General features: G+C 70.9%; 15 protein-coding genes. 1 reads left to right on the forward strand and 14 read right to left on the reverse strand.

The genetic code is table 11. The annotated features are described in order from the left end of the window. Positions 1-17: 17 nt before the first annotated feature. The 13 genes from AB8A24_RS21000 to AB8A24_RS21060 all read right to left on the reverse strand — a co-directional run bounded on the left by AB8A24_RS21000 (position 18) and on the right by AB8A24_RS21060 (position 14,983). The gene (locus tag AB8A24_RS21000) at positions 18-299 is read right to left on the reverse strand and encodes a hypothetical protein (protein ID WP_369477095.1); all 282 of its coding nucleotides are present in this window, start codon (positions 297-299) and stop codon (positions 18-20) included. Between the two features lie 235 nt (positions 300-534). Further along, positions 535-1,314 (reverse strand): TIGR03936 family radical SAM-associated protein, encoded by a 780-nt coding sequence (locus AB8A24_RS21005; RefSeq protein ID WP_328963385.1) that lies wholly within the window; start codon positions 1,312-1,314, stop codon positions 535-537. A gap of 126 nt (positions 1,315-1,440) precedes the next feature. Then, positions 1,441-2,535, reverse strand: a complete 1,095-nt coding sequence (locus tag AB8A24_RS21010; RefSeq protein ID WP_369477097.1) for a hypothetical protein — start codon at positions 2,533-2,535, stop codon at positions 1,441-1,443. A 63-nt stretch (positions 2,536-2,598) separates the two neighbouring features. Beyond that, a complete protein-coding gene (locus AB8A24_RS21015) occupies positions 2,599-4,524 on the reverse strand; it encodes a TIGR03960 family B12-binding radical SAM protein (protein ID WP_208869402.1) in 1,926 nt (641 codons plus the stop codon). A 72-nt stretch (positions 4,525-4,596) separates the two neighbouring features. Then, a complete protein-coding gene (locus AB8A24_RS21020) occupies positions 4,597-6,117 on the reverse strand; it encodes a CHAD domain-containing protein (RefSeq protein ID WP_369477098.1) in 1,521 nt (506 codons plus the stop codon). A gap of 49 nt (positions 6,118-6,166) precedes the next feature. Continuing rightward, positions 6,167-7,366 (reverse strand): rod shape-determining protein RodA, encoded by a 1,200-nt coding sequence (gene rodA / locus AB8A24_RS21025; protein WP_328963381.1) that lies wholly within the window; start codon positions 7,364-7,366, stop codon positions 6,167-6,169. 14 nt (positions 7,367-7,380) lie between these two features. Next, positions 7,381-9,552 (reverse strand): penicillin-binding protein 2, encoded by a 2,172-nt coding sequence (gene mrdA / locus AB8A24_RS21030; protein ID WP_328963380.1) that lies wholly within the window; start codon positions 9,550-9,552, stop codon positions 7,381-7,383. Between the two features lie 13 nt (positions 9,553-9,565). After that, entirely contained in the window at positions 9,566-10,273 is a 708-nt protein-coding gene (mreD, locus tag AB8A24_RS21035; RefSeq protein ID WP_328963379.1) for a rod shape-determining protein MreD, read from the reverse strand. Positions 10,274-10,285: 12 nt separating this feature from the next. Further along, the gene (gene mreC, locus AB8A24_RS21040) at positions 10,286-11,230 is read right to left on the reverse strand and encodes a rod shape-determining protein MreC (RefSeq protein ID WP_030715772.1); all 945 of its coding nucleotides are present in this window, start codon (positions 11,228-11,230) and stop codon (positions 10,286-10,288) included. A 132-nt stretch (positions 11,231-11,362) separates the two neighbouring features. Continuing rightward, positions 11,363-12,382: a rod shape-determining protein gene (locus AB8A24_RS21045; protein ID WP_008738981.1), complete on the reverse strand. Its 1,020-nt coding sequence runs from the start codon at positions 12,380-12,382 to the stop codon at positions 11,363-11,365. A 296-nt stretch (positions 12,383-12,678) separates the two neighbouring features. Then, a complete protein-coding gene (gene ndk, locus AB8A24_RS21050; protein WP_030008577.1) occupies positions 12,679-13,089 on the reverse strand; it encodes a nucleoside-diphosphate kinase in 411 nt (136 codons plus the stop codon). A 64-nt stretch (positions 13,090-13,153) separates the two neighbouring features. Then, entirely contained in the window at positions 13,154-13,522 is a 369-nt protein-coding gene (locus AB8A24_RS21055) for a DUF4233 domain-containing protein (protein ID WP_328963378.1), read from the reverse strand. 3 nt (positions 13,523-13,525) lie between these two features. Continuing rightward, a complete protein-coding gene (locus tag AB8A24_RS21060) occupies positions 13,526-14,983 on the reverse strand; it encodes a folylpolyglutamate synthase/dihydrofolate synthase family protein (RefSeq protein ID WP_328965981.1) in 1,458 nt (485 codons plus the stop codon). Between the two features lie 197 nt (positions 14,984-15,180). Between AB8A24_RS21060 and AB8A24_RS21065 the strand changes: the two genes are divergently transcribed. Then, positions 15,181-16,230: a rod shape-determining protein gene (locus tag AB8A24_RS21065; RefSeq protein ID WP_266391354.1), complete on the forward strand. Its 1,050-nt coding sequence runs from the start codon at positions 15,181-15,183 to the stop codon at positions 16,228-16,230. Between the two features lie 7 nt (positions 16,231-16,237). Here the strand turns inward: AB8A24_RS21065 and AB8A24_RS21070 are convergent, their stop codons facing one another. Next, positions 16,238-17,386 carry an ATP-binding protein gene (locus tag AB8A24_RS21070; RefSeq protein WP_328963377.1) on the reverse strand — a complete coding sequence of 383 codons (1,149 nt, stop codon included), beginning with the start codon at positions 17,384-17,386 and terminating at the stop codon, positions 16,238-16,240. Positions 17,387-17,399 lie beyond the last annotated feature (13 nt).

Below are 17,399 nucleotides of genomic sequence, written 5' to 3' on the forward strand. Positions count from 1 at the left end.
GTCCACGGCGGCGGCGCTCATGAGACCGGGGCCGTGTCGAGGAGCAGCAGCTCGCGGGTCAGGGCGGCCACGGCGCGGGTCGCGCGGCGGCGGGAACGAGCGGGGGCGGCGGCCGGAGCGGCCTCTTCGGCGGCGGCCGGGGCGGCCTCGGTCACCGGGGTCGTCTCGGCGACGACGCCACCGGGCGGGCCCGCGGGCCGGGAGGCGGCACGGCGGCGACGGCGCGGCGGCAGGTTGTCGCTGGGGCTGCCGCTGTCGGCGCTACCAGCAGGATTGGTGTCGTTTTCGTTGTTGAGCATTGCGGGCGGTTCTCCCGTCACGCTCCCGGGCGCCGCGGCTGACTTCCGGTCCGGCACGGCTCCGCGTAATGAGTGCGGAGCCGGCCTCCGGGGCGCGTTCGCCACACGGGAGCTGTAGTCCATGGCCGCCGGTTCCGTACGTGTTGTCCGTACGGCCTGGCGGAAGTCTTCAGGTCAGTGCGCGGCCCGACCCAGGTGGCTCCCGAGTACCAGGGCTGCGCGACGACGGCGTTCCTTACGCGGCGGGACCTTCCGGCGCCTTCGCGTCGGCTGCTACGGCGGCCGTGGGTGGAGCGGCCGTGTCAGCCTCGCGGTCGGGCGCGAGCGGGTCGGTCACCGTGCCGGACTCCTCGTCGAAGAGCCCCTGCGCCAGCCTGGTCACCGCTGAGGGGACCGGCGGCGCCAGGTCGGCCACAGCTCGGAGACCGGACAGGACGTCGTCGGGTCGCACGGCAGGTGTCAGATGCCGAACAACCAGCCGCAGTATCGCACAGGCACTGTCCAGCGGCCTATCAGCCGGGGCGGGAAGCGCTTCGAGGCTCACGACCGCACCACGCGTGTCGAAGGTCCGCATTCCGTTCTTGGTCCGACGCTGCACCTCCACGTTCTCGGCGGCGAGGAAGGCCGTCACGGCCCGCTCGGCCTCCGCGAGCTCCACGCCGTCCAGGCGCAGCTCCCACACGGAGGCGGTCAGCCGGTCCGCGAGGCCCGAGGTGCGGGCCTCGACGGCGTCGATGATGTCGAGTCCGGTCGGCATCGACTCGTCGAGCAGCTCACGGAGCTTCTCGGGGTCGCGGGACTCGGCGAGGCCGATCTCCAGGTACTCGGCCTCGCTGCCGGTGCCGGTCGGTGCGGCGTTCGCGTACGAGACGCGCGGGTGCGGGGTGAAACCGGCCGAGTACGCCATCGGCACCTCGGCGCGGCGCAGGGCCCGCTCGAAGGCGCGCTGGAAGTCACGGTGACTGGTGAACCGGAGGCGGCCGCGCTTGGTGTAGCGCAGTCGGATGCGCTGCACCACCGGTGCGGGAGGCGGGCCTTCGGGCTGTCGCTTGCCCAGTGGTTCTTCTCCTTGTGCGGGGCTCCGCGGCTCGCGCGTCGCCCTGAGCGTCTGGGGGCCGGCGGGCGTCGCCCTGCCTCCGGCTCACCCCTGCCGTTCGTGGAGGGAGATCTCGGGAGCGGGCGTGTTGCCTGCGGCTGTCGTACTACCCAGAGTACGCGCCCGTGACCTCGTCGGTTCCACGGGAGGAGTACCGAACAGCGCACGGCGTACTGTGGCCCGCGCCTCGCGGACCGCGGCGCGGCCGGTCCGCCAGACCTCGCGGACGGCGTGCCCGGCGGGGGTCAGCACGTACCGGTACACCCGGGACGCGGGCCACCCGACCAGCACCCGGCCGACCCACTTGAGGCCGCGCCACAGGGCGGCGACGATCCGCCCGGCCACGTTCCAGGCCCATGCGAGGACCTGCCCGATCGGCCGCAGCACGTACCGGTACAGGGCGGTGGCCAGCCACGCGACGCCGAGCCCGACGGGCCGGAGCAGGTACCGGTACAGCGCGACCACCAGCCATACGAGGCCCAGCCCCACCGGCCGCAGCAGGTAGCGGAACACACCGGCCGCGAGCCACAGCAGGCCGTGCCCGACCGGGGTGAGCACGTACCGGTGAACCGCCGCGGCCAGCCATGCGATGCCGCGACCGACGGGCGCGAGCACGTAGCGCCACAGCGCGACCCACGGCCACACGCACAGCGTCATGGCCAGGGCCCACAGGATCCAGGTGACGCCCTTGGCGAGCGGGGCGAGCAGGTACCGCAGCCCTCCTCGGCCGATCCAGGCCAGTGCCGTGCCGAGGGGACGCAGGACGTAGGTCATCAGGATCCGCCCGGCCGGCGCGAGCAGTTGCTCGTACGCGCCGCGGCCGAGCCAGGCCAGGCCCCGGCCGACCGGGGTGATCAGGTACCGCCACAGCCCGACCCACGGCCAGACGAAGACCAGCTTGAGCAGGGTGGCCAGGAGCCATCCCAGTGCACGGAGCAGCGGCTCGACGACGTGGGCGTACAGCGGCGCGAGGGCGTGCCGGTGCGTGGCCCGGCCTCCGGCGACGAGCAGTTCCCAGACCACTCGTACGGGCAGTACGACGAGTACCGCGACGATCTTCACGGGGAGCCTGATGACGCCCACCAGGCACCCGTCGCCGCCACCGTCGCCCTCGCCGGGAGGCCGCTTGTCCGTTTCCATGCAGTGAAGGACACGGCAGAGGCCCCCACCCGTTGCGGGCGGGGGCCTCTCGTGACCCAAGGGTTACTTCACGACGGAGAGCGGGAGCAGCTTCTTGCCGGTCGGGCCGATCTGGATCTCCGTCTGCATCTGAGGACAGACGCCGCAGTCGAAGCACGGGGTCCAGCGGCAGTCGTCGACCTCGGTCTCGTCGAGGGCGTCCTGCCAGTCCTCCCAGAGCCAGTCCTTGTCGAGACCGGAGTCCAGGTGGTCCCAGGGCAGGACCTCTTCGTAGGTGCGCTCGCGGGTCGTGTACCAGGCCACGTCCACGCCGTAGGCGGGCAGGGTCTTCTCGGCCGCCTCCATCCAGCGGTCGTAGCTGAAGTGCTCGCGCCAGCCGTCGAAGCGGCCGCCCGACTCGTACACGGCGCGGATGACGTCGCCGATGCGGCGGTCGCCGCGCGAGAGCAGGCCCTCGACGATGCCCGGCTTGCCGTCGTGGTAGCGGAAGCCGATGGAGCGGCCGTACTTCTTGTCGCCGCGGATCTTGTCGCGGAGCTTGCCCAGGCGGGCGTCCGTCTCCTCGGCCGACAGCTGCGGCGCCCACTGGAACGGGGTGTGCGGCTTGGGGACGAATCCGCCGATGGACACCGTGCAGCGGATGTCGTTCTGGCCGGAGACCTCGCGGCCCTTGGCGATGACGTTGACCGCCATGTCGCCGATCTGGAGGACGTCCTCGTCGGTCTCGGTGGGCAGGCCGCACATGAAGTACAGCTTCACCTGGCGCCAGCCGTTGCCGTACGCGGTGGAGACGGTCCGGATCAGGTCCTCTTCCGAGACCATCTTGTTGATGACCTTGCGCATGCGCTCGGAGCCGCCCTCGGGGGCGAAGGTCAGGCCGGAGCGGCGACCGTTGCGGGTCAGCTCGTTGGCCAGGTCCACGTTGAACGCGTCCACGCGGGTCGACGGCAGGGACAGGCCCACCTTGTCGTCCGTGTAGCGGTCGGCGAGGCCCTTGGCGATGTCGGCGATCTCCGTGTGGTCCGCGGAGGACAGCGACAGGAGACCGACCTCCTCGAAGCCCGTGGCCTTCAGCCCGCGCTCCACCATCTCGCCGATGCCGGTGATGCTTCGCTCCCGCACGGGGCGCGTGATCATGCCGGCCTGGCAGAAACGGCAGCCGCGGGTGCAGCCGCGGAAGATCTCCACGGACATGCGCTCGTGGACGGTCTCGGCGAGCGGGACCAGGGGCTGCTTGGGGTAGGGCCACTCGTCGAGGTCCATGACCGTGTGCTTGGACACGCGCCACGGCACGCCGGAGCGGTTGGGCACGACACGGCCGATGCGGCCGTCCGGCAGGTACTCGACGTCGTAGAAGCCCGGCACGTAGACGTTGCCGGTCTTCGCCAGGCGCAGCAGTACTTCCTCGCGCCCGCCCGGCCGCCCCTCGGCCTTCCAGGTGCGGATGATCTCGGTCATGTCGAGGACGGCCTGCTCGCCGTCGCCGATGACCGCGCAGTCGATGAACTCCGCGATCGGCTCGGGGTTGAAGGCCGCGTGGCCGCCCGCGAGGACGATCGGGTGGTCGACGGTACGGTTGCGGGCCTCCAGCGGGATGCCCGCGAGGTCCAGCGCCGTGAGCATGTTGGTGTAGCCCAGCTCCGTGGAGAAGGACAGGCCGAACACGTCGAAGGCGGAGACCGGGCGGTGGCTGTCCACGGTGAACTGCGGCACCTTGTGCTCGCGCATCAGTTCTTCGAGGTCGGGCCACACGCTGTAGGTGCGCTCGGCGAGGACGCCCTCGCGTTCGTTGAGCACCTCGTAAAGGATCATGACGCCCTGGTTGGGCAGCCCGACTTCGTACGCGTCCGGGTACATGAGCGCCCAGCGGACGTCGCAGCTCTCCCACTCCTTGACCGTGGAGTTGAGTTCACCGCCGACGTACTGGATGGGCTTCTGCACATGCGGAAGCAGGGCCTCAAGCTGAGGGAAGACCGACTCGGTCATCACGCGACTTTCGTGAAGCGGGCAGGGGGCAGCTCTCAAGCGTACCCCGAGGCTCGGCCGCCCCCACCCACATGATCATTCCAATGCGGCCCGCAGCGCGGGGTCGGAGGCCTTGGCCCAGACGTCGGGAAGTTCCCGTTCGCGCCGCTCGGCCAGGGCCTCCTCGCGGGCGTAGAGCACGCCCCAGGTGAAGGCGGACTCCCCCGCGCCCGTCGCCTGGACGGCGAGGCCGCGCAGGGCCTCGCGGGCCACCACGCTGTCCTGGTGGTCGCCGAGCAGGGACTGCACCGACTTCCCGGCCTTGGCCAGCTCCTTCGCCGGTCCGCCGAGGACGGGCACGGCCGACTCGGCCGCGTACCGGAAGCGCTTGGCCGCCTTGCGGGCCTCGTGCAGGGCCAGGTCCCGCTCGTGGCCCTCGTCGAGGGAGAGCGCGCCGTCGACCCGGGCGGCGAGGCGCGCGTAGTCACGGAGGACCGCCTTGGGCAGGACCGCCTCCGGGTGCCGGGCCGCGGCCTTCAGCAGTGGGGGCGACTCCAGCAGGGCGTCGAGGGAGTCGAGCAGGGCCACGTAGCGCGCGCTGTCGAGCACGGCGACCGCCCGGCGCCGCGACGCGGAGCGCCGGGCGGTGTTCCATACGCGCAGCCGGCTGCGGACCGGGCCGATCAGCAGGGTGCGTGGCAGCTCGCCGAGGCGGTCCTGGATCCGCTCCAGCAGCACCTCCTGGTCGCGGTCGACGCCGAGTTCGCCGGCGAGCCGGCGCAGTTCCTCGCCGATCGGGTCGGTGGCCGCCCGGTCGATCACCTTGCGGTAGGTCTTGAGGGCGCTGCGCAGTCGACGGCTCGCGACCCGCATCTGGTGGACGGAGTCCGGCAGGCCGCGCCGCACCGCCGGGTCCTGGGCGACGAGCGCGTCGCGCTGTTCGCGCAGGTACGCGAGTACGTGCGCGCCCGCGGTGCCCTCGGGGCCGCCGCCCTCGGGCCGGGCCGGGGGCTCGGAGGCGGTCTCGGTGAGGGCGCGGGCGAGCTTCGAGGGGGCGTCGGAGACCCGGAGCCCGGCCTTGCGGAAGGTCTTCTCCACGGCGTCGAGCAGTTCGGGGTCGACGCCGTCGGCGAGTTCCACCTCGACCTCGGTCCAGGCGGCGGTGGCCTCGCCGCGCTCGGCCAGGACGGCGTCGGTGCTCAGTTCCGCGAGCAGCGCCCCGTCGGCGTCGAGCAGGTGGCTGACGCGGCGTGAGGAGACGAGCCGGACCTGCGGCTGGAGCCCGGCGCCGCGGACGCGGGAGCGGACCAGGGCGGCCAGGGCGGGCGGGACCGTGTCGCTGAGCGCGGCCCCGATCTCGTCGCGCACTCCCGGGGAGACGGGCAGTTTGAGGTGCCAGCCCTCGTCCGCGCCGCCCGTTCTGCGCCTGAGGGTGAGACCGTCGGCGGCGAGCCGCTGGTCAGGGGTGTCGTAGTAGACGGCGTCGAGGTCGACGGTGCCCTGGTCGGATACGGCCGCGATGGCGGCCGTGCCCGTCAGGTCCGGCACCCCGCGCCGGGCAGATTTGGCCTTGGAGAACTCGAATTTTCGCTCGATTTCGCGCTTGGTGTCCGCCATAGACCGAACTTAGTCCTGAACGGATCACGTCGGCAGGGTGAACGGAACATCAGGCCGACAATGGCCGTTGGACCTTGATCGACTGCAGTAGTCCGATCGCCACCCACACGGCGAACATCGACGATCCTCCGTACGAGACGAACGGCAGGGGGAGGCCGGCCACCGGCATGATGCCGAGGGTCATGCCGATGTTCTCGAAGGACTGGAAGGCGAACCAGGCGATGATCCCGGCACACACGATCGTCCCGTAGAGCTCGGTGGTCTCCCGGGCGATCATGCAGGACCGCCACAGGATGATGCCGAGCAGCAGCAGGATCAGCCCGGCCCCGACGAAGCCCAGCTCCTCCCCCGCCACCGTGAAGACGAAGTCGGTCTGCTGCTCGGGCACGAACTGGCCGGTGGTCTGCGAGCCCTTGAAGAGCCCGGAGCCGGTCAGCCCGCCGGAGCCGATCGCGATGCGCGCCTGGTTGGTGTTGTAGCCGACGCCCGCCGGGTCGAGCTCGGGGTTGGCGAAGGCCGCGAAGCGGTTGATCTGGTACTCGTCGAGGACGCCCAACTGCCATATCAGGATGGCACCGCTCGCGCCCGCGCCGAGCAGGCCCACCACCCAGCGGTTGGAGGCGCCGGAGGCCAGCAGCACGCCGAGCACGATCACGATCATGACCATGACGGAGCCGAGGTCGGGCATCAGCATGACGATGCCCATCGGGGCCGCCGCCAGGCACAGCGCCTTGACGACCGTGCGGTGGTCCGGGTGCGCGAGGTCGCCCGCGTCCACCCGGGTGGCCAGCAGCATCGCCATCACCAGGATGATCGTGATCTTCACGAACTCGGACGGCTGGAGGGAGAATCCGCCGCCGATGACGATCCACGCGTGGGCGCCGTTGATGGTGGCGCCGAGCGGGGTGAGCACGGCGAGGATCAGCACGAGGGAGAGCCCGTAGAGGATCGGGACGGCGCCCCGCAGGGTGCGGTGGCCGAGCCAGATCGTGCCGATCATCAGCACGAGGCCGATGCCGGTGTTCAGGGCGTGCCGGGCCAGGAAGTAGTACGGGTCCCCCTGGTTCAGCGAGGTCCTGTTGCGGGTCGCCGACCACACCAGCAGGGCGCCGATGAAGGAGAGGGCGAGCGCGGAGAGGAGGATCGGCCAGTCGAGCCGGCGCACCACGGAGTCGCGGGCGGTGAGCTTGGCCATCGCCCCGCGCTCGGGCGCGTACCGGGAGACGGAGAACTTGTTGGCGGTGGGCATGTCGTTTTCGGTCCTCAGTCCTGCCGTGTCGGGGGTGGCCCGGCGAGCGCCGGCGGCTCCAGTTCCTCAGGGGACCGCCGTACGTACGGGCGGATCTCCGGGGAGTCGATGGAACCGTCGGGATTGACCCTGGGCAGTTTGACCTCCGGGCCCGACAGCAGGGCCCCCTTCGGGTCCGGCTTCCCGTCCATGGTCAGACCGTAGATGGCGTTGTAGAGGTTGCGCACGGCGGGGCCCGCGGCTCCGGAGCCGGTGCCGCCCTGGGAGATCGTCATGACGATCGTGAAGTCCTTGGTGTAGGTCGCCAGCCAGGACGTGGTCTGCTTGCCGTAGACCTGTGCGGTACCGGTCTTGGCGTGCATCGTGATCTTGTCCATCGGCCAGCCGCCGAACCGCCAGGCGGCGGTGCCCCCGGGCTCGACGACCGAGCGCAGCCCCTTGTCGAGGTCGCCGATGGTCTTGGCGTTGATCGGCAGCCTGCCGTGCGACTGAGGCTTGATCATCTCGACGTGCTTGCCGTCGGGGCTGATCACGGCCTTGCCGACGGTGGGGTTGTAGAGGGTGCCGCCGTTGCTGATGGCGGAGTACGCGGTGGCCATCTGGATGGGGGTGACGAGGACGTCGCCCTGGCCGATGGCGAAGTTGATGCTGTCGTAGGCCTTCAGCTGGTTGCCTTCGAGGCAGCTCTCGTAGGCGATCTGCTCGACGTAGGTGCCGCCCCGCTTGCCCTGCTTGCACCAGGCGTTCTTGTTGGCCTTCCAGAAGTTCTGCTTCCACTTCCGGTCGGGGATGCGGCCGGTGACCTCGTTCGGCAGGTCGATCCCGGTCTCGGAGCCGAGTCCGAACTCCCGGGCGGTCCGGTAGAACCAGTCGTGCGCGTCCTTCTTGGGGCTGAGGCCGCCGTCGCGCTGCCACTCCTTGTGACCCAGGGCGTAGAAGACGGTGTTGCAGGAGAACTTGAGGGCGTCTCCGAGGGTGATGGGGCCGTGTCCCTTGGACTCGAAGTTCGCGAAGCTCCGGCCGCCGAGGCTGTAGGAGCTGCTGCAGTTGTACTTGTCGTCGAACTTGTAGCCGGCCCGGACGGCCGCGCTCGCGGAGACCACCTTGAAGATGGAGCCCGCGGGGGCCATGCCCTGGATGCCCCGGTTGAGCAGCGGGTAGTTCGAGCTCTTGCTGGTGAGGCCGGCGTAGTCCTTGCCGGAGATGCCGCCGACCCAGGCGTTGGGGTCGTAGTCGGGCTGGGAGGCCATCGCGACGATGCGGCCGGTCTTGGCCTCCATGACGACGACGGCGCCCGAGTCGGCCTCGTACTTGCGGCCGGTGATGTTGTCGGTCTCGTTGCGGACGACCTTCATCGCGTCCTGGAGCTCGTACTCCGCGACGGCCTGGACCCGGGCGTCGATGCTCGTGACGAGGGTGGATCCGGCCACGCCCGGGTCGGACTTGGTCTGGCCCATGACCCGGCCGAGGTTGTCGACCTCGTACGAGGTGACTTCCGCCTTGCCGCGCAACTGCCTGTCGTAGGTGCGCTCGATTCCGGAGCGGCCGACCTGGTCGGACCTCAGGTGCGGCGAGTCGGTGTCCTTGGCCTTCTGGATCTCGTCGTCGGTGACCGGCGAGAGGTAGCCGAGCACCTGCGCGGTGCGGGCCCCGCCGGGGGCCGGGTAGCGGCGGACGGCGGTGGGCTCCGCCGTGATGCCGGGGAACTCCTCCGGGCGTTCGCGCAGCTGCAGCGCTTGCTGCGTGGTGGCCTCGAGGGTGACCGGGATCGGCTGGTACGGGGAACCGTTCCAGCAGGGCGCGGGGGTCTGGGAGTCGCAGAGCCGAACCTTCTCCATGACCTCCTTGGGGGTCATGTCCAGGACGTCTGCGAGGCGGGTCATGACGCCCTTGCCCTTGTCCTTCATCTTCATCAGCGCGGTGCGGCTGGCGGAGACGACGAGGCGCGTCTCGTTGTCGGCGAGCGGGACCCCACGGGCGTCGAGGATCGAGCCGCGCACGGCGGGCTGGACGACCCGCTGGACGTGGTTGCTCTTCGCCTCGTGGTAGTACTCGTCGCCGTTGCGGATCTGGAGGTACCAGAGCCGGCCGCCGAGGGTGAGGAGCATCGAGAAGACGAGCACCTGGATCATGACGAGCCTGATCTGCACCCGGGAGGTGCGTCCGGTCTCAGGAACGTTGGTCACGACTGCTCCTCCCTCACAGCTTTTTGACGCTCTTCACACCCTTTACCGGCTTGACCCCCTTTATGCGGATGGCTTTGTTGGCCCGCGAGCGCGCGGTCTTCAGCCGCAGGCCGCCGCGCTGGCTGCCGATGCGCAGGCCCGTACCGCCGGCCAGCCAGCCGGCGGAGACGTCGGCGGCCTTGTTGGCGGGGCCGCCGCCGGCCTCGACGGCCATCGGGTCGTTCTCGGCGCGCCGGGCCAGGGCCATGATGAACGGCACGGTGAACGGCGCGAGCAGCAGGTCGTAGAGGGTCGCCGTGAACAGCAGCCCGGTCAGACCCACGTGGCGGGCGGCGGTGTCGCCGACGAGGGCGCCCACACCCGCGTAGAGCAGGGTGGAGCCGATCGCGGCGGCGACGACGGTGAGCATCGGGCCCCAGGCGGAGCGGAACCGGCCGCCGTCGGGGCGGGTCAGGCCGGCGACGTAGCCGATGACGCACAGCACGAGCGCGTACCGCCCGGCGGCGTGGTCGGCGGGCGGGGCCAGGTCGGCGAGGAGGCCGGCGGCGAAGCCGATGAGCGCGCCGCTGACGTGCCCGTAGACCAGAGCCAGCGAGACGACGGTGAGGAGCAGCAGGTCGGGCACGGCGCCGGGCAGTTGGAGCCGGCCCAGGACGGTGACCTGGATGACGAGGGCGACCACGACGAGGGTGGCCGAGAGCAGGATCCTGTTGAAACGCATGGAGGTCTGTCCCTACTCGTCGGCGGGCTTGCCGGCCACCGCGGACCCGGACGGGGTGACCGTGACGGTGACCGTCGGGGTGGGCTTGGGGGCCTCGGGCTTGGGCGGCAGGACCGCGTCGCGGGGGTCCTCGCGCGGCGGCATCACCACGACGCCGACGATGTCCAGGCGCGAGAAGCCGACGAACGGACGCACCCATACGGTGCGGGTCAGGTCGCCGCGCGAGGGGTCGACCTTGACCACCTCGCCGATCGGCACACCGGGCACGAAGGGCTTGTTGCCGCGCGAGCCGAAGGTGACGAGCCGGTCGCCGGGGCTGACCTTGGCCTTGCCGTTGAGCATCTGGACGGACAGGGCACGGTCGCCCTGGCCCGTGGCGAAGCCCAGTTCACCGGTCTTCTCCAGACGGGTGCCGACGGTGAAGTCGGGGTCGTTGGCGAGGACGACGGTGGCGGTGTCGGGGCCGACGGTGCTGACCCGGCCGACGAGGCCGTCCCCGTTGAGGACGGTCATGTCGCGTTCGATGCCGTCCTTGCTGCCGGCGTCGATGGTGACGGTCCAGGAGAAGCCCTGGGCCGCCCCTATGGCGATGACCTCGGCGCCCTTGATGCCGTACTGGCCGGCGCCGGCCCGCTTGAGCATCTCGTCGAGCTCGTGGATGCGGCTGCGGGTCTGGTCCTCGCTGCCCAGCTTGGCCTTCAGTGCCGCGTTCTCGCGCTCCAGCGTGGCGATGCGGTTGTGGCGCTCGCCGGAGTCCCTTACCGCCCCTATGGCGTTGGCGACCGGATCGACCGCGGTCGCCACACCTTCCTCGACCGGGCCGAAGACCGCTGCGGCGGCCTGTCGGGCACCGTCGACCGGCGACTCCTCGCCTGCCCTGATGTCCACCGTGATCAATGCGAACGCGATGGCGATCAGAAGCACCAGGAGCAGCCGGCTTTCTCGTGTGTCCCTCACGTGCGGCGGCCGTGCCTTCCTCGTCGGATTTGTCTTTGCCTGTATATCAACGATCCGCCGCACGGGCCCGGTAGCACCCGTACGGCGGATCCTTGTGTTCCGCATGGCCCCTCCGGCAGGGAGGGGCATCTGTCAGCGACGGGGCTGGGCGTCCAGGACCTGCTGGAGGGCCTCGAACTCCTCGACGCACTTGCCGGAGCCGAGCGCGACGGAGTCGAGGGGGTCCTCCGCGATGTGGATCGGCATGCCGGTCTCCCGGCGCAGCCGCTCGTCGAGGCCGCGCAGCAGGGCGCCGCCACCGGTCAGGACGATGCCGCGGTCCATGATGTCGCCGGAGAGCTCCGGCGGGCACTTGTCGAGCGTGGTCTTGACCGCGTCGACGATGGCGTTGACCGGCTCCTCGATGGCCTTGCGCACCTCGGCGGCCGAGATGACGACCGTCTTGGGCAGGCCGGAGACCAGGTCGCGACCGCGGATCTCGGTGTGCTCGTCCTTGTCGAGGTCGTAGGCCGACCCGATGGTGATCTTGATCTGCTCGGCCGTGCGCTCACCGAGGAGGAGGGAGTACTCCTTCTTGATGTGCTGGATGATCGCGTTGTCGAGCTCGTCGCCGGCCACCCGGATGGACTGTGCCGTGACGATTCCGCCGAGGGAGATGACGGCGACCTCGGTGGTGCCGCCGCCGATGTCCACGACCATGTTGCCGGTGGCCTCGTGGACGGGCAGGCCCGAGCCGATGGCGGCGGCCATGGGCTCTTCGATGATGTGCACCTGGCGGGCGCCGGCCTGCGTGGACGCCTCGATGACGGCGCGTCGCTCCACTCCCGTGATGCCGGAGGGAACGCAGACCACCACGCGCGGGCGAGCCAGGTAGCGGCGCTTGTGGATCTTGAGGATGAAGTACCGGAGCATGCGCTCGGTGATCTCGAAGTCGGCGATCACGCCGTCCTTGAGGGGCCGTACGGCGACGATGTTGCCGGGCGTGCGCCCGATCATCTTCTTCGCCTCCGAGCCGACCGCCAGGATGCCGCCGGTGTTCGTGTTGATGGCGACCACGGACGGCTCGTTCAGGACGATCCCCCGGCCCCTCACGTACACCAGCGTGTTGGCGGTCCCGAGGTCGATCGCCATGTCACGGCCGATGAACGACATTTTGTTCCCCTTGTTCCCCATGAGGAGCGTCTGGCCTTCCAGTTGATAGCGGCTGCTGTCAGGTCGGCGAGGTGGGTGTGTGGGTGGAGGCCCCATCGTAGTGCCGCAAGTACGAAGACCGCGCGACGGGACTCCGGCAATCCCGCCGGAATGGATACCCGCCCCCTCAGTGGTGACGACGTGTCCTGCCCAGGCGTTCCCGCTTCGGCCCGGAAATACCGGGGGGCGACCGAAATTACTTCGGTCGCCCCAGGTCATGAGCGCTATTCGGCTGATGTTGCGTCAGGAAAGAGTGCTCAGAGCGCCGGGAAGAACAGCTTCAGCTCACGTTCGGCGGACTCCTCCGAGTCCGAGGCGTGGATCAGGTTCTCACGCGTGATCGTGCCGAAGTCACCCCGGATGGAGCCCGGAGCCGCGGCGATCGGGTCAGTGGGTCCGGCCAACTGGCGGACACCCTCGATCACGCGCTCCCCTTCGACCACCAGGGCGACGATCGGACCGCTCGCCATGAAGCCCATGAGCGGCTCGTAGAACGGCTTGCCCTTGTGCTCGCCGTAGTGCGCCTCCAGGGTCTCCTGGTCCAGCGTACGCAGCTCCAGTGCGGGGATGGTCCAGCCGGCCTTCCGCTCGATGCGGCCGATGATCTCGCCGACCAGACCACGACGGACGGCGTCGGGCTTGAGCAGGACGAGGGTGCGCTGGGTCATGTTGCGGCTCCTTGCGGCAAACGGGTGCGGTAGGGCGAATCTACAGGGCCGATCCGGGGACCCGTCACGCAGCGTCAGGCGCCCCGGGTGCCCCCGGCGCCTCCTGAGCGGCCGCCCAGCGCGCCTTGATCGTGTCGATCTTGCGGCCGTAGTGGACGGAGCACCACCACAGGCCGGCGAAGACCGCGCCGAGGAAGAACATCGTCGGCACGACGAACCCGCTCAGGATCAGACCGATCTGCAGGGCCCAGCCCAGCTGGACCGCCCCGGGACGCGACAGCATCCCGCACAGCAGCACCGACAGCAGCATGGTGACCCCGCACACCGTCCAGACCGACGCCTGGGTCAGGTCGGGGTCCTTCATCGCCACCAGCCCCGCGAAGCCGATCACGAAGAACTCGCCGATCAGCGTGCTCGCACACAGCGTGCGCATCCCTCAGCCCCTCTTCAGCAGCAGGCGGGCCTCGCCCACCGTGATCACGGAACCGGTCACCAGGACCCCGGCCCCTCCGTATTCGGCCTCTTCCTCCGCCAGGGTGATCGCCGCCTCCAGGGCGTCGTCCAGCCGCGGCTCCACCTGCACCCGATCCGCGCCGAAGACCTCGACCGCGACGGCCGCCAGCTCGTCCGCGCCCATCGCCCGGTGGCTGGAGTTCTCCGTCAGCACCACCTCCGCGAAGATCGGCTCGAAGGCCTCCAGCACCCCGCGGACGTCCTTGCCCTCGCTCGCGGCGACGACCCCGATCAGCCGGCTGAAGCCGAAGGACTCGGTGACCGCCTCGGCGGTGGCCGCGGCGCCCGCCGGGTTGTGGGCGGCGTCCAGGACCACGGTCGGGCTGCGCCGCACGACCTCCATACGGCCCGGCGAGGACACCGAGGCGAAGGCCTTGCGCACGGTGTCCACGTCCAGGATCCGGGCGTGCTCGCCGCCGACGCCGAAGAACGCCTCCACGGCCGCCAGGGCGACCGCCGCGTTGTGCGCCATGTGCGCGCCGTACATCGGCAGGAAGATGCCGTCGTACTCGCCGCCCACACCGCGCAGCGTCAGCTGCTGGCCGCCGACCGCGACCTCGCGCGAGACGACGCCGAACTCCATGCCCTCGCGGGCCACCGTGGCGTCCACCTCGACGGCCTTCTTCAGCAGCACCTGCGCCGCGTCCACCGGCTGCTGGGCCAGGATCACGGTCGCGTCCTGCTTGACGATGCCGCCCTTCTCCACGGCGATCTCACCGGGCGTGGAGCCGAGCCGGTCGGTGTGGTCCAGGCTGATCGGGGTGACCACCGCGACGGACGCGTCGATCACGTTGGTCGCGTCCCAGCTGCCGCCCATGCCGACCTCGACCACGGCCACGTCCACCGGGGCGTCCGCGAAGGCCGCGTAGGCCATTCCGGTGAGCACCTCGAAGAAGGACAGCCGGTACTCCTCGGAGGCGTCGACCATCTCCACGTACGGCTTGATGTCGTGGTACGTCTCGACGAAGCGCTCGGCGGTGATCGGGGCCCCGTCGAGGCTGATCCGCTCGGTGATCGACTGCACGTGCGGGCTGGTGTAGCGCCCGGTGCGCAGCTCGAAGGCGTTCAGCAGGGACTCGATCATCCGGGCCGTGCTCGTCTTGCCGTTGGTGCCGGTGACGTGGATGGACGGGTACGCGCGCTGCGGCTCGCCCAGCACGTCCATCAGCGCCGCGATCCGCGACACCGAGGGCTCCAGCTTGGTCTCGCCCCAGCGGGTGGCGAGCTCCTGCTCCACCTCCAGCAGCGCCTTGGCGACCTCCGGGTCGACGGGCCGGGCGGGTACCGGATCGTCCTGGGGCGGTCCGGCCTGGGCGCGCAGGGTGCGGCTACCGGCCTCGATCACCGCCAGGTCGGGGTCGCGGTCGGACTCTTCCGCCACGATCTGGTCGAACTCGTCGAAGGTGCCGGCGAGGTCGTCGTTGTCGTCGCGGTCGTGGCTCTCGGGCTGCTGGTCACTCACAGGGCCAGTCTACGGACGGGGACCCCAAGGACTTTCGGCCCGGCCGTTTCGGGACCTACGGCACCCGGAGCGACCGGATCGTTATGCAAGCCTTGCGGCAGGAGATAGGGGAATAAATGCCGCAGGCCAGCAGCAACAAGACAGCATCCAGCCGCGACATAGGGATGGACCTGGGCACCGCCAACACCCTCGTCTACGCACGGGGGCACGGGATCGTCCTCGATGAGCCGTCCGTGGTCGCCGTGAAGGCGGGCACCACCACCGCCCTGGCCGTCGGCACGGACGCCAAGGAGACCATCGGCCGCACCCCCGGCTCCATCACCGCGATCCGCCCGCTACGGGGCGGTGTGATCTGCGACTACGAGGCCGCGGAGGAGATGATCCGGCACTTCGTCCGCAAGGCCGTCCCGGGCCGGCGGCCCCGCACCCGGATGGTGATCTGCGTGCCCTCCGGTGTCACCCCCGTCGAGCGGCGGGCCATCGTCCAGGCGGCCACCCGGGCCGGAGCCAGGGCCGTGCACCTCATCGAGGAGCCGATGGCCGCGGCGATCGGCGCCGGACTGCCCGTGGCCGAACCCCGCGGCTCCATGGTCGTGGACATCGGCGGCGGCACCTCCGAGGTCGCCGTCATCTCCCTGGGCGGCATCGTCACGTCCCGGTCGCTGCGCGTCGGCGGGGACCGGCTCGACACGGCGGTCATGGACCACGTACGCAAGGAACACGGGCTGCTCATCGGGGAGCGCACCGCCGAGGACGTCAAGCTGGGCCTCGGCTCCGCCTGGCCGGTCCCCGACCGGCCGGAGCTGGAGACGCGCACCTTCACCGTGCGCGGCCGCGAGCGGGTCGGCGGCATGCCCAAGACCCTCACGCTGACCGCGCGGGACGTCCGGGCCGCGCTCGACGAGCCGGTCGAGGCGATCATCACCGCCGTGCGCACCACCCTGGAGGAGTGCCCGCCGGAGCTGTCCGGTGACGTGATGGAGCACGGCATCGTGCTGACCGGCGGCGGCGCCCTGCTGCCCGGCCTGGACCTGCGGATGGCTTCCGCCACGGGCATCCCGGTCTTCGTCGCGGACAACCCGTTGGACTGCGTGGTGCTGGGCTCCGGCCGGTGCGTGGAGGACCTGGACACCCTGGGCGGCCTGTCGGCCCCGGCGAAGGTCTGAGAAGGACTCAGCCGCGCGGGAGGACGGCGACGACCTCGTACGCGTCCCGCCTGCGGGTCGCCGTCAGGGTCCCGCCGAGGCTGCGTACGCGCTCGGACATGCTCGCCGTGCCCGAGCCCGCCGAGACGGGGGCCCGGCCCGGGGTCCGGGCCGGCAGCCCGTTGCGGACCGCTATCCGCAGCCGCTGGCCGTCCGCCGTGATCGACACGTCGATGGTCTCCCCGTGGGCGTGCTTGGCGGCATTGGTCAGGCACTCCTGCACCACCCGGTAGACCGCCGCCTGCCGCAGCGGGGAGAGCTCGTGCACGTCCTCGTCCATGGCGAGCCGGACGGGCGAACCGGCCCGCCCGCTCTCCTCGGCGAGCGCCGGCAGCCCGTCCACGCCCGGGGTCGAGGCCCGCTCCCCGCGCTGCACGATGATCTCGTTGAGCACCAGATGGGCCCGGCGCGCGGTGTCGGCCAGCTCCTCGAAGTCCGGCCCGTACGCCGTCTCCCGCGCCCGCATCGACAGCACCTCGGAGCGGACCGTGAGCAGGGTCAGCTCGCGCCCGACGAAGTCATGGACGTCGCGGGCCACGGAGGTGCGCTCCTGCTGGACGGCGTGGAGCACGGCGGACTCGGCCCGCCGGGCGGTCAGCTCCCCCACCAGGTCGTGCCGGTAGGCGGCGATGCCCACCGCGGAGGCGAGCACCCCGATGGGTACGACCACGCTGAGGAACCCGCTGAGGGTCTGCCCCGCGGGCTCGGGCCAGCCCGGCAGGACGAACATGCCCAGCGCGAAGGCCACGTAGGCGAGGGTGGCGAGGACCCCGGCCCGGCGCCCGCGGTGGCGACCGACCGAGTAGAGGGCGAACTGAATCAGGGTGAGCTCGTGCAGCCATCCGATGAAGAGCAGCGCGGCCAGGTACGAGATCCAGGGCTGCCGGCGGCGCACCAGCAGGGTGGCGCAGCCCAGGGCGAGGACGACGGCGGCGGCGGGCCCGGTCAGGGAGTTGTCGGCGGCGGCAAGGCCCGGGAGGTCGAGGGCCATCAGGCCGAGGCAGCCGAGCGCGGTGAGCACGTCCACGGCCCGCGGCGACCCGGCCCAGTCCTCGGTGAGCCGGCGGCCGGAAGCCACCAGCCGGTCGAAGGCCGGGACGACGGGCTTGACGCGCATGCCCTCCATCATC

Source organism: Streptomyces sp. BF23-19, assembly GCF_041106355.1.
GTDB classification, from domain to species: Bacteria; Actinomycetota; Actinomycetes; order Streptomycetales; family Streptomycetaceae; genus Streptomyces; species Streptomyces virginiae_A.